Origin of the sequence: Enterobacter cloacae, from assembly GCF_011078175.1 — a bacterium.
GTDB lineage: Bacteria > Pseudomonadota > Gammaproteobacteria > Enterobacterales > Enterobacteriaceae > Enterobacter > Enterobacter cloacae_Q.
The window spans coordinates 127,943-139,644 of sequence record NZ_JAALCJ010000009.1; the positions used below are offsets into that span (position 1 = coordinate 127,943).

General features: G+C 55.4%; 13 protein-coding genes and 1 pseudogene. 8 read left to right on the forward strand and 6 right to left on the reverse strand.

Annotated elements, in window-relative coordinates:
* Nucleotides 1-14: 14 nt before the first annotated feature.
* The 3 genes and pseudogenes from G6Q29_RS18610 to acpT all read left to right on the forward strand — a co-directional run bounded on the left by G6Q29_RS18610 (nt 15) and on the right by acpT (nt 1,792).
* The gene (locus G6Q29_RS18610; protein ID WP_165466587.1) at nt 15-1,064 is read left to right on the forward strand and encodes an AI-2E family transporter; all 1,050 of its coding nucleotides are present in this window, start codon (nt 15-17) and stop codon (nt 1,062-1,064) included.
* Nucleotides 1,065-1,196 (forward strand): annotated as a pseudogene (locus G6Q29_RS18615) (beta-ketoacyl-ACP synthase); the annotation flags it as partial. It lies immediately after the preceding gene.
* Between the two features lie 2 nt (nt 1,197-1,198).
* Complete coding sequence (gene acpT / locus G6Q29_RS18620) at nt 1,199-1,792, forward strand: 4'-phosphopantetheinyl transferase AcpT (protein ID WP_165466588.1); 594 nt, start codon at nt 1,199-1,201, stop codon at nt 1,790-1,792.
* A 59-nt stretch (nt 1,793-1,851) separates the two neighbouring features.
* Here the strand turns inward: acpT and G6Q29_RS18625 are convergent, their stop codons facing one another.
* Nucleotides 1,852-2,358, reverse strand: a complete 507-nt coding sequence (locus tag G6Q29_RS18625; RefSeq protein WP_006812311.1) for a phenolic acid decarboxylase — start codon at nt 2,356-2,358, stop codon at nt 1,852-1,854.
* A gap of 99 nt (nt 2,359-2,457) precedes the next feature.
* On the opposite strand from G6Q29_RS18625, the gene G6Q29_RS18630 reads away from it, so the two are divergent.
* Together G6Q29_RS18630 and G6Q29_RS18635 are read left to right on the forward strand one after the other, a co-directional pair.
* A complete protein-coding gene (locus tag G6Q29_RS18630; protein WP_165466589.1) occupies nt 2,458-3,339 on the forward strand; it encodes a LysR family transcriptional regulator in 882 nt (293 codons plus the stop codon).
* Between the two features lie 32 nt (nt 3,340-3,371).
* Nucleotides 3,372-4,166 (forward strand): SDR family NAD(P)-dependent oxidoreductase, encoded by a 795-nt coding sequence (locus G6Q29_RS18635; RefSeq protein ID WP_165466624.1) that lies wholly within the window; start codon nt 3,372-3,374, stop codon nt 4,164-4,166.
* Between the two features lie 5 nt (nt 4,167-4,171).
* Here the strand turns inward: G6Q29_RS18635 and G6Q29_RS18640 are convergent, their stop codons facing one another.
* Nucleotides 4,172-4,618: an NlpC/P60 family protein gene (locus G6Q29_RS18640; protein ID WP_242637229.1), complete on the reverse strand. Its 447-nt coding sequence runs from the start codon at nt 4,616-4,618 to the stop codon at nt 4,172-4,174.
* A 321-nt stretch (nt 4,619-4,939) separates the two neighbouring features.
* On the opposite strand from G6Q29_RS18640, the gene G6Q29_RS18645 reads away from it, so the two are divergent.
* On the forward strand, nt 4,940-5,602 hold the full coding sequence (locus G6Q29_RS18645) for an HAD family hydrolase (protein ID WP_207309806.1): 663 nt from the start codon (nt 4,940-4,942) through the stop codon (nt 5,600-5,602).
* A 64-nt stretch (nt 5,603-5,666) separates the two neighbouring features.
* On the opposite strand, the gene G6Q29_RS18650 is transcribed toward G6Q29_RS18645, so the two are convergent.
* Entirely contained in the window at nt 5,667-6,692 is a 1,026-nt protein-coding gene (locus tag G6Q29_RS18650) for a TerC/Alx family metal homeostasis membrane protein (protein ID WP_165466591.1), read from the reverse strand.
* An 87-nt stretch (nt 6,693-6,779) separates the two neighbouring features.
* Nucleotides 6,780-7,979, reverse strand: a complete 1,200-nt coding sequence (locus G6Q29_RS18655; RefSeq protein WP_165466592.1) for an NAD(P)/FAD-dependent oxidoreductase — start codon at nt 7,977-7,979, stop codon at nt 6,780-6,782.
* A 228-nt stretch (nt 7,980-8,207) separates the two neighbouring features.
* Between G6Q29_RS18655 and pitA the strand changes: the two genes are divergently transcribed.
* A complete protein-coding gene (pitA, locus tag G6Q29_RS18660) occupies nt 8,208-9,707 on the forward strand; it encodes an inorganic phosphate transporter PitA (RefSeq protein WP_165466593.1) in 1,500 nt (499 codons plus the stop codon).
* Nucleotides 9,708-9,759: 52 nt separating this feature from the next.
* Here pitA and uspB read toward each other — a convergent pair whose 3' ends face one another.
* Entirely contained in the window at nt 9,760-10,095 is a 336-nt protein-coding gene (uspB, locus tag G6Q29_RS18665) for a universal stress protein UspB (RefSeq protein WP_003861224.1), read from the reverse strand.
* A gap of 283 nt (nt 10,096-10,378) precedes the next feature.
* On the opposite strand from uspB, the gene uspA reads away from it, so the two are divergent.
* Nucleotides 10,379-10,816, forward strand: a complete 438-nt coding sequence (gene uspA, locus G6Q29_RS18670) for a universal stress protein UspA (protein WP_003861223.1) — start codon at nt 10,379-10,381, stop codon at nt 10,814-10,816.
* A gap of 133 nt (nt 10,817-10,949) precedes the next feature.
* Here uspA and rsmJ read toward each other — a convergent pair whose 3' ends face one another.
* Nucleotides 10,950-11,702 (reverse strand): 16S rRNA (guanine(1516)-N(2))-methyltransferase RsmJ, encoded by a 753-nt coding sequence (gene rsmJ / locus G6Q29_RS18675; RefSeq protein WP_165466594.1) that lies wholly within the window; start codon nt 11,700-11,702, stop codon nt 10,950-10,952.

Here is an 11,702-nt window from a genome sequence, read left to right on the forward strand (position 1 = left end):
AAAAAGGAATTCTTATGACTGCCAGCCCGCCCGATAAAGTCGGACTTCATATTTTATTAAAACTTGCCTGCCTGGTGGTTATCCTTGCGGGTATCCACGCCGCGGCGGATATTATTGTTCAGCTTCTGCTGGCGCTGTTTTTCGCCATCGTGCTCAACCCGCTGGTGACATGGTTTTTACGCCGGGGCATCAGCCGCCCGGTCGCGATTACCATTGTGGTTATGGTGATGCTGGTTGTCCTGACGGCGCTGTTCGGCGTGCTCGCCGCCTCGCTGAGCGAATTTTCCACCATGCTGCCGCAGTACAATAAAGAGCTGACGCGCAAGCTGGTCGATCTTCAGCGCATGTTGCCGTTCGTGAATCTGCATATCTCACCGGAACGGATGCTGCGCAGGATGGATTCCGAGAAGGTGATGACCTACGCCACCACGTTGATGACCGGGCTTTCCGGGGCAATGGCCAGCATTCTGCTGCTGGTGATGACGGTGGTGTTTATGCTGTTCGAAGTGCGCCACGTGCCCTATAAACTGCGTTTTGCCCTGAACAATCCGCAGATCCACATTGCCGGCTTGCACCGCGCGCTGAAGGGCGTGTCCAAATATCTGGCGCTGAAAACGCTGTTAAGCCTGTGGACCGGTGCGATCGTCTGGCTGGGGCTGGTACTGCTTGACGTGCAGTTCGCGCTGATGTGGGGCGTGCTGGCGTTTTTACTGAACTACGTACCCAATATCGGCGCGGTGCTTTCCGCCGTTCCGCCGATGATCCAGGCGTTCCTGTTCAACGGTTTTTATGAGTGCATGCTGGTAGGGGCGCTGTTCCTCGTCGTGCATATGGTGCTGGGTAATATTCTTGAGCCGCGCATGATGGGTCACCGTCTGGGCATGTCGACGATGGTGGTGTTTTTATCGTTACTGATCTGGGGATGGCTGCTGGGTCCGGTGGGTATGCTGCTCTCAGTGCCGCTTACCAGCGTCTGTAAAATCTGGATGGAAACCACGAAAGGAGGCAGTAAACTCGCCATTCTTCTGGGTCCGGGTCGGCCAAAAAGCCGTTTGCCGGGATAACCGGATGAGCAATGCGGCACTTTAGATTATATTATGGGGGAAACCCGCCCGATTGATTGCGAATTTATTCAGAGCAATAACTTTGCCTTTGGCGGCATCAATACCTCGATAATCATTCAACGCTGGGCGTAACTATGTACCAGTTTGTACTGGGAAAGATCTCCACCCTTAGCGCGGACCCGCTGGCGTCAACGCTCGCAGACATGGCACCACAGGGTGCACGACACGCTTCCTGGCTTGCAGGCCGGACGCTGCTCGCCAGAACCTTATCCCCCTCACCGCTTCCCGAGATAATTTACGGCGAGCAGGGAAAACCGGCCTTCGCTAACGGTCATCCGCTGTGGTTTAACCTGAGCCACAGCGGGAACGACATTGCGCTGCTGATGAGCGATGAGGGTGAAGTGGGCTGCGATATCGAAGTGATCCGCCCGCGGGAGAACTGGCAGGCGCTGGCAAATGCCGTTTTCAGCCTCACCGAACATGACGAGCTGGAACGTGAAGCGCCGGAAGAGCAGCTTTCCGCATTCTGGCGCATCTGGACGCGCAAAGAGGCAATCGTCAAACAGCGCGGCGGCAGCGCGTGGCAGATTGTCAGCATTGACAGCACCGCCCAGTCGCTCCCGGTCAGCCAGCTACGTTTTGGCTCGCTGAGTCTGGCGGTCTGTACCCCTACGCCTTTCACCTTAACGGCGGAATGTGTTACTTACCCCGACATTTCTGCGGCATAAAAAACGGCCATGCCGGTAAAATCCAACATGGCCGATGTCCCGTTCACGTGTTACCGATCTTATTTTAAATTTTCCGGGAAGTTTGCAGGCAGCTCGCTGGCCGCGCAATTGATCACGCTATCATCATTCGCACCACAGTCGCGCACGAAGGTGATGGTGGCAAATTCATCAATCACTTCTGTCGGATACGCCGGCCCGGCATCACGGTAGCTGTTCATCAGCGGAATGTGATCGTTCTGGAAGCAGACGGTTTTTTCCGGATTATTCATGACCCAGCGCGGGAAGAAGATGGTGCCGTGGAACAGGCTGTCGCCCAGGTTCACGATCAGGCTCACGTCGGTACCGGTTGGTTCCGTCCAGGAAATTTTATAGATGCTTTCCCCAACGCGAACGATATATGCCTGCTGATCTTTTACCCAACGGTTACCCACCAGACCACTGTGAATACGGTAGTCGAGGGTATTCTCGTTTTTGACGTAAATTTCGTAGTTCCAGCCATTATCGTAGGTATAAACCAGATGTTTGCCGACGAAGCCGCTTAAATCATGTTTGTCGAAGGTGTTCATAAGATGTCTCCTTTGTTTTGATGAGACGATCGTACTCCTTTAAAAATCGAATGAATAACGCTATGTTTGAATCAAATTCATCCAAAATTTAGATCAGTTATGCATAAGACGACGCTCGAACAATGGGCCTTGCTGGAGAGAGTCATCGAGGCTGGCAGCTTCGCTAAGGCGGCGGAAGAGACCCACCGCAGCCAGTCCTCAGTCAGCTACAACCTGTCGCTTTTGCAGGAGCGGCTGGGCGTGGCGCTCTTAATGACAGAAGGCAGACGGGCCGTGCTGACCCCGGCGGGCGAGCTGTTGCTGAATCAGGTTAAACCGCTGTTGAAAGCTTTCGCCTATGTTGAAACGCGCGCTGCGACCCTGCGCAGCGGGATGCGAACCCGTATCGACTTGATGGTCGACAGTATTTTTCCGCGCAGCCGGCTGTTCGCGATTTTGCGCCAGTTTCAGCAGTTGTACCCGCAAACGCAGGTTCGGCTCACCGAAGTGCTGGAAAACAGCCGCGCAGATGCGCTCAATGATGAAGCCGACGTGATGGTCTTAACCCGCCGCCAGGACATTACCGGCCTGGGCGAATGGCTGATGAATATCGATTTTGTTGCCGTCGCGCATCACGCGCACCCGCTGTTTGCGCTGGATACACCGCTTAACGACGAGATCCTACGACCGTGGCCGCGCATTCAGATCGCAGACAGCCAGCCCACCGTTCGCCCCTCCGGGGAGTCGTGGACATTCTCCACCATCGATGCCGCGATCGAAGCGGTGATGTATCAGGTTGGATACGGCTGGTTACCGGAAGAACGCATTCAGACCCCGCTCCAGCAGGGCATCCTTAAAACGCTGCCGCTCAGCCACGGCGTACGTCGCGCCACGCCGCTGCACCTCATCGTCAAACGCTCCCTCAGCCCTCTGGACGAGCAGGTCGAGACGCTGTTGCGCCTTTTTAAAGAGGGTCCGCCATCGTCAACTGCTACGCTTTAAGCGTAAAGGCATAAGACGACAAGGAGCGAATGATGAAAATTGATTTAACGGGGAAAGTGGCGCTGGTGACCGCGTCTACCGGCGGTATTGGATTTGCCATCGCCCGGGGGCTGGCGGAGAGCGGTGCGGAAGTGATCGTGAACGGGCGCAGCGTCGACTCGGTGAACAAAGGCATTCAGGCGCTACAGCAGGTGGTGCCTGGCGTGCAGGTCCGCGCCGCCATCGCCGACCTGAGCTCGCAGGAGGGCGTTGACGAACTGCTCAGGGTTGCCACGCACGTCGATATTCTGGTGAATAACGCCGGGATTTATGGCCAGCAGGATTTTTATTCCACCGACGACGAGACCTGGGAACGCTACTGGCAAACAAACGTGATGTCCGGCGTGCGTCTCTCCCGCGCCCTGCTACCCGGCATGGTACAAAAAGGCTGGGGTCGTGTGGTGTTTATCTCGTCAGAATCGGCCTGCAATATTCCTGCGGATATGATCCACTATGGCGTGACGAAAACCGCCCAGCTCTCGCTGGCGCGCGGGCTGGCGAAGTTCGTGGCTGGCAGCGGCGTCACGGTGAACAGCGTGCTGCCGGGCCCGACAATGTCGGACGGTTTTGCTGCGATGATGAAAGACGAGATCGAGAGAACCGGTAAATCGCTGGAGCAACTGGCGAAAGAATTTGTCATGGCCAACCGCCCCAGCTCGGTTATCCAGCGTGCGGCCACGGTAGAAGAGGTGGCCAATATGGTGATTTATGTTTGTTCGCCCCAGGCCTCCGCCACCTCGGGCGCAGCGTTGCGCGTCGACGGTGGCGTGGTGGATGACATCGTCTGATCCCGTTACGCTGCACTGCCCATCACACGGCGGGCCGTGATGTAATGTGCCTGCCAGTAGTTATCGGTCAGGGTGGAAACCGTCACACCCTGGCTGCTGGAGGCGTGAATAAACCGGTTGTCACCGATGTAAACGCCGACATGCTTGCGGTTTGGTCCCGTCTGGAAGAAGACCAGGTCGCCGGCTTTAAGACGGTACTGCGCCACCCGCACGCCGCGATGGATTTGCTCGCTGGTCGTGCGCGGTAAATTAAGATGCGCCGCATCGCTGAACAGGTGCTGCATTAGCGCAGAACAATCCACGCCGCGGTGACTTGTGCCACCCCACTTATACTGGGTACCCTTCCACTTATGGTATTGGTCGAGAATGCGCGAGCGCAGCGGGCCCGTTTCCTGATGAAACAGCGCCGATTTCGCGGGTGATTCCGCAAATGCAGCGTTCATTGAGATCATCGATGCGGGCAGTTGAAAACTCATTGCAGAAAACGAAGCAAAACTGAGTGTGAGGATTGAAATAAGCGATCTTAACGTCATATCAAAAATCGTGGCTTAGCGTGAATTTTTCCTTACGTGTGGGGGCCAATGTTCCCCCGAAATATCTTTCGATGTGGCGATAATATAGACAGTTCATTTTTTCACCAACGACTATCGAGACCAAAAATGGACTCACTTTCAGATCGCAAGATCGTGAAAAAAATGGTGGTGATGTAAGGACTGTTCAGATAAAGCAGGTAAACTGATCCGCAGAATGTGTATTACAGCTAAGACGTATTTATGACCAATATGATTGCCGACGAAGCCGTGGCGAAGTCCAGCGTGCTCTCTGTCTTTGACTTTGATGGTACGTTGACGCACCACGACAGTTTTATCCCGTTCCTGCGCTTTGCCTTTGGCAAGCGCTACTTTGCTGGCCGACTGGTGCGCATGGCCCTGCCTACGCTGCACTGTGTGCGCCGCAAGCTGACGCGTGATGAGCTGAAAGAGGTGTTGATCAAAACCTTCCTGACGGGGGTGGATGAGCACTGGTTACGTCAGCAGGCGGAAGCCTTCTGTGAAAAATACTGGAACAAGCTGATGCGCCCGGAAGGCGTGCTGGCCGTCGCCAATGAGGTCAATTCCGGTGCGGAAGTGACAATTTGCTCCGCCTCCCCGGCGCTGGTATTGCAGCCGTGGGCCGATAAGCTCGGCATTAAGCTGATTGGCACGCAGCTGGAAGTGAAAGACGGTAAGCTGACCGGGCGGATCACCGGTCATAACTGCCGTTGTGCACAGAAGGTGGCGAGGCTGGAGAAAGTCTATGGCGATCTGAACGCGTATCACCTGCGCGCCTGGGGCGACACGCGTGGCGACCATGAGTTGCTTGCCGCGGCGCAGGATCCACACTGGCGGCATTTTCATCCGCCAGGCAAGCGCCGGAATTCACCGATTAAGCGTTAATCAGCTGCGGTCTGGTGCCGTCATCCCGGCCCTCTCCCACAGGGAGAGGGAGAAAAGAGATACATCAGGCCTCACGTTTTCCGGGGAACATTATGCTCGCAATGATCCCCAGCGCCAGTACCCCCAGCACCACAAACAGGCTTGCCGTGGCACCGATGTTATAGCCGTGATGCCAGAAGTGGTCGGTCGCATTCAGCCCCAGCTTGAACGCCACGAAAAACAGCAGTAACACCACCGCTTTTTCCAGATGCACCAGATACTGCTTCAGCGCTTCCAGCACGAAGTAAAGGGTACGCAGGCCGAGGATCGCGAACATCATGGCGCTGTAGATAATCAGCGGCTCACGGCTGACGGCAATGATTGCGGGTACGGAATCGAAGGCGAACATCACGTCGGACAGCTCCACCACCGCGACGCAGAGCAGTAACGGCGTCGCGTAGCGCTTCGCCTTCTTCACGCGGCCGACCATTACATCCTTGTTTTCAGGCTTCTCCAGTTCGGCATCTACCTCTTTTTGGGTCAGGATAAACGCATGGCTGCTGATTTTTGGCCAGACCGGGTAGAAGCGTTTCACCAGGCGGTACGCCAGATGGCCGGAGTAATCTTCTACTTCATCGCTCTCTTCATTGCGCTTCAGCATCATCACCGCCGTCCAGCCGACGACCAGCGCAAAAATGACCTCAACATACGGCCCCAGGCTCAGCAGGCTGGTACCGATGGCAACAAAAATACCGCGGAACACAATTGCCCCGAGCACGCCCCAGTAGAGTACGCGGTGACGATATCTATCCGGCACGCCGAACCAGGCGAAGATCGCCATCATCACAAACAGGTTATCGACGGAGAGCACTTCTTCCAGCGCATAGCCGGTCAGGAACAGACTGGCCATCTCCGCGCCGTGGTGCACGTATAAGAATCCGGCGAAGGCCATCGCCATCATGACCCAGAAGATGGACCACATGACCGCGCTTTTCAGCGAAATCGGCTTATCGTGACGGTGCATGAAGAGGTCGATAAACATCGCCCCAACGGCCATCACCACAAAAACAACAACGGTTTCCGTCGGGAAACCGAGATGAGCAGCTGACATAGACAACCCTTTTAAGAAGACAAAACACCATGCACACAATAAAAAGCGTGAACCCGTTAAGGACGCAGCACGCTAAAGAAATAAATATTAACCGTTCTTTTCAGCCAGTGCCTGCGCGCATGCCCAGGCACTGGCCCACGCCCACTGGAAGTTATAGCCGCCGAGCCAGCCGGTCACGTCCATCACTTCACCAATGAAATAAAGACCCGGCACGTTGCGGGCTTCCATCGTGCGGGATGAGAGTTCGTTTGTATCCACGCCGCCCAGCGTGACTTCCGCCGTGCGGTAACCTTCGGTGCCGTTTGGCTGTACGCGCCAGTTCGTCAGCGTCTCCACCAGCGTTTCCTGCTCGCGGCTGTTGAGCTGCTTGAGCGCAACATCCGGAATTTGCCCTAACACCTGCAAGCACTCCACGAGACGCTTCGGCAACTGCATCGCCAGGGTATTTTTCAGGCTTTGATTCGGGTGCGCGGCGCGTTGCTCGTTGAGGAAGGCGTCCAGATCGCAGTCCGGCACCAGGTTGACGGAGACAAATTCCCCCGGCTGCCAGTAGCTGGAGATCTGCAATACCGCCGGCCCCGAGAGTCCGCGATGGGTAAAGAGCAGGTTTTCACGGAACACCGTGCCGTCTTCGGCCGTAATGACCGACGGCACAGACACGCCGGAGAGCGTCTGAAGCTGTTCCAGCAGCGGCTTATGCAGCGTGAACGGTACCAGACCGGCGCGGGTGGGCAGGACCTTCAGGCCAAACTGCTCGGCGATTTTATAGCCGAACGGTGAGGCACCCAGCCCCGGCATCGAGAGGCCGCCGCTGGCGATCACCAGGTTATCGGCGCTGACGGTTTCACCGTTGAGTTGCAGCGTGTAGCCCTGCTCGTCACGGGCGACGTCCAGCACTTCGGTGCGCAGGCGCATTACTACGCCGCCTTTTTCGCACTCGGCCACCAGCATATCGACAATTTGCTGCGCGGAGTCGTCGCAGAACAGCTGTCCCAGCGTCTTTTCATGCCACGCGATACCGTATTTACCCACCAGTTCGATAAAATCCCACTGGGTGTACCGCGCCAGCGCAGACTTGCAAAAATGTCGGTTCTGGCTCAAATAGGCGGCAGGCTCAACATATAGATTAGTAAAGTTGCAGCGCCCGCCGCCAGACATCAGGATCTTGCGGCCAGGCTTTTTTCCGTTATCCAGCAGCAGCACGCGGCGACCCGCTTGCCCGGCCATCGCCGCACAAAACATACCCGCCGCACCGGCGCCAATTACTACGGCATCAAACCTTTCCACGTCAAAATCCTCTTCATTAACTGCCGCGGATTGTAAAGTTTCCTCAGTGGTCGCACCAGCGTAAAAAGATATTACAAAGCCATTTCATTGATATTTAAAGATTATCCTTTCAGGCACATTTCTCAAATCAGGTGGTATGTCAAAAAAAGTCTATATTTCACTTTGCCCGTTGCGCATTTGTCCTGGATAATGCGCCGCGTTCATGTCCTCAAAATGGCGTAACGTCCTATGCTACATTTGTTTGCCGGCCTGGATTTACATACCGGGCTTTTATTATTGCTTGCTCTGGTTTTTGTTCTGTTTTACGAAGCGATCAACGGCTTCCACGACACTGCAAACGCAGTAGCAACGGTTATCTACACTCGCGCAATGCGATCGCAACTTGCGGTCGTTATGGCGGCGGTATTTAACTTTTTTGGTGTCCTTCTGGGCGGACTGAGCGTTGCGTATGCGATCGTGCATATGCTGCCAACGGATCTGCTGCTTAACGTGAGTTCCGGTCATGGCCTTGCCATGGTGTTCTCAATGCTGCTTGCTGCCATTATCTGGAACCTCGGTACCTGGTATTTTGGCCTGCCTGCATCCAGCTCTCACACCCTCATCGGCGCGATTATCGGCATCGGGTTAACGAACGCCCTGATGACCGGGACATCCGTCGTTGATGCGCTGAACCTGCCTAAAGTTCTGGGCATTTTCGGTTCTCTTATCATCTCCCCTATCGTGGGTCTGGTGGTTGCGGGTGGATTGATTTTCATCCTGCGTCGCTACTGGAGCAACACCAAGAAACGGGCACGTATCCACCTGACGCCAGCAGAGCGTGAGAAGAAAGACGGTAAGAAAAAGCCGCCATTCTGGACGCGTATCGCGCTGATCATTTCCGCTATCGGCGTGGCCTTCTCTCATGGCGCGAACGATGGGCAGAAAGGCATTGGTCTGGTGATGCTGGTTCTGATCGGTGTCGCACCGGCAGGGTTCGTGGTTAACATGAACGCCTCTGGTTATGAAATCACCCGTACCCGTGATGCCGTCAACAACGTTGAGACCTATTTCCAGCAGCATCCTGATCTGCTGAAAAAAGCAACCGGCGTTGATCAGCTGATCCCGTCTCCGGAAGCCGGTGCAACCACCGCGCCTGGCGAATTCCACTGCCATCCGGCAAACGCGATTAACGCGCTGGAACGCGCCAAAGGCATGCTGGGTGATATCGAAAGCTACGACAAACTGGCCGTTGAACAGCGTGGTCAGCTGCGTCGTATCATGCTCTGCATCTCTGACGTGACCGATAAAGTCGCGAAACTGCCAGAGGTGAATGCTGACGACAAGCGTCTGCTGAAGAAACTGAAAGGCGATATGCTCAACACCATTGAGTACGCGCCAATCTGGATCATTATGGCCGTCGCGCTGGCGCTGGGTATCGGTACAATGATTGGCTGGCGTCGTGTGGCAACCACCATCGGCGAGAAGATCGGTAAGAAAGGCATGACCTATGCGCAGGGGATGTCCGCGCAGATGACGGCGGCGGTATCTATCGGTCTGGCGAGCTACACCGGTATGCCAGTATCCACCACCCACGTACTCTCCTCGTCCGTGGCAGGTACCATGATTGTTGACGGTGGCGGTCTGCAACGCAAAACCGTGACCAACATTCTGATGGCCTGGGTGTTCACCCTTCCGGCGTCCATCCTGCTGTCTGGCGGTCTGTACTGGATTTCGCTGAAGCTGATTTAATCGGCTGAGGTGACAAAAAGCGGGTCAGGAAACTGGCCCGCTTTTTTTATGCTCAGTGCCAAATCATCAGTGCAATCATACTCACCACAACCAGACCACACAGGGCGCTGGTTAAAATGAACTGACGACGCAGGCGCTCGCAGCGACGGATAAACTCTTCATCGTGGTGATCGCGGTAGCGCTGGTAGTAGATATATCCCACCAGTCGCATCTGTTTGCTGGGCTGTCCATGCGAGGTGAAGAACCCTCCACCGTCCACATACTGATAAAGCAACGGATCGCAACCACGAAGTACCACTAACAGCGCACGTAACGATGAGAAGTAGCGCGCCATATTCACTATGCAAACCACGCATAACGCCCAAAACAATGCGACGGTGCTAATCATACATCCTCCCCGGCGTCCGCCCACGAAGCAAGGCTCCTGAGCTACCGCACCCCAATGCCCTGACAGACAGTTCAGTGAAAGAATGACCAAAAGTCGATCCGGTTCGCGTTTTAATATCCGAACGGCTCATTAAATAGTGTAGGAGATCCGTTAATTTTTTTGCCACAAGGTTAATCGTTATCAACACCAAAGCTTGAAAAATATGTTTAACTGGGCCGTAATGAAAGCATCAGACGACGGCTTTCCCATTTAGTCATCGATAACTTAAGGAAGGAGTAACACTATGGCTTACAAACACATTCTCATCGCGGTAGACCTCTCTCCGGAGAGCAAAGTGCTGGTTGATAAAGCGGTATCCATGGCACGTCCCTACAACGCGAAAGTTTCCCTGATTCACGTTGATGTGAATTACTCCGATCTCTACACCGGTCTGATCGACGTGAATCTCGGTGATATGCAGAAACGCATCTCCGAAGAGACACACCACGCCCTGAGCGAACTTTCCACCAATGCGGGCTACCCAATAACCGAAACTCTGAGCGGCAGCGGCGACCTGGGCCAGGTTTTGGTTGATGCGATTAAGAAATATGACATGGACCTGGTGGTATGTGGTCACCATCAGGACTTCTGGAGCAAGCTGATGTCGTCAGCGCGCCAGCTGATCAACACCGTTCACGTGGACATGCTGATTGTTCCACTGCGTGACGAAGAAGACGAGTAAGTGCAAAAAAGCCGGGTGGCGCTAACGCTTACCGGGCCTACAAGGTAAAAACAAAACGGCAACATGGTTGCCGTTTTTAATATTTGTTCCCTCTCCCTGTGGGAGAGGGTTAGGGTGAGAGCATCAGCCCGCACTATTCCGGTGTACCTGAGTAGATATCAAACCGGTGCCCTTTCGTGGTCACCGCATTGGTCGTAGCCACGTCCGCCAGCGGCGGCGCGTAGTCCGGGCGCTTCACCACTACCCGCTTTGTCGCGAGCTGACGAGCCGGCTCCAGCAGGCCATCGGCATCTAAATCCGGCCCCACCAGCGACTGAAACACCCGCATCTCTTTCTTCACCAGCGCACTTTTCTGCTTATGCGGGAACATCGGGTCAAGATAGACCACCTGCGGGCGCGGGGTGATATCGGTCAGCGCCGTCAGGCTGGAGGCATGAATGAGTTGCAGCCGTTCCTGTAACCACGGGCCGATTTCCGGGTCCGCGTAGCCACGCGTCAGCCCGTCGTCGAGCAACGCGGCGACAACGGGATTACGCTCCAGCATTCGCACATGACAGCCGACAGACGCCAGCACAAACGCATCACGTCCCAGCCCCGCCGTGGCGTCGACCACGTCCGGAAGGTAGCTCCCTTTGATGCCGACCGCTTTCGCTACCGCCTCACCACGGCCGCCGCCAAACCTGCGCCGGTGCGCCATCGCGCCGCCGGCAAAATCGACAAAAATCCCGCCGAGCTTCGGTTCGTCGCGCTTGCGTAATTCAAGGTGCTCCGGCGTCATCACCAGCGCCATCAGGTTATCTTCATCGTGCTCTAGCCCCCAGCGGGCCGCCAGAACAGATAAGGCGCCGTCTCCGGCGCCTGTTTCATCTACTAAGCAGATCTTCAC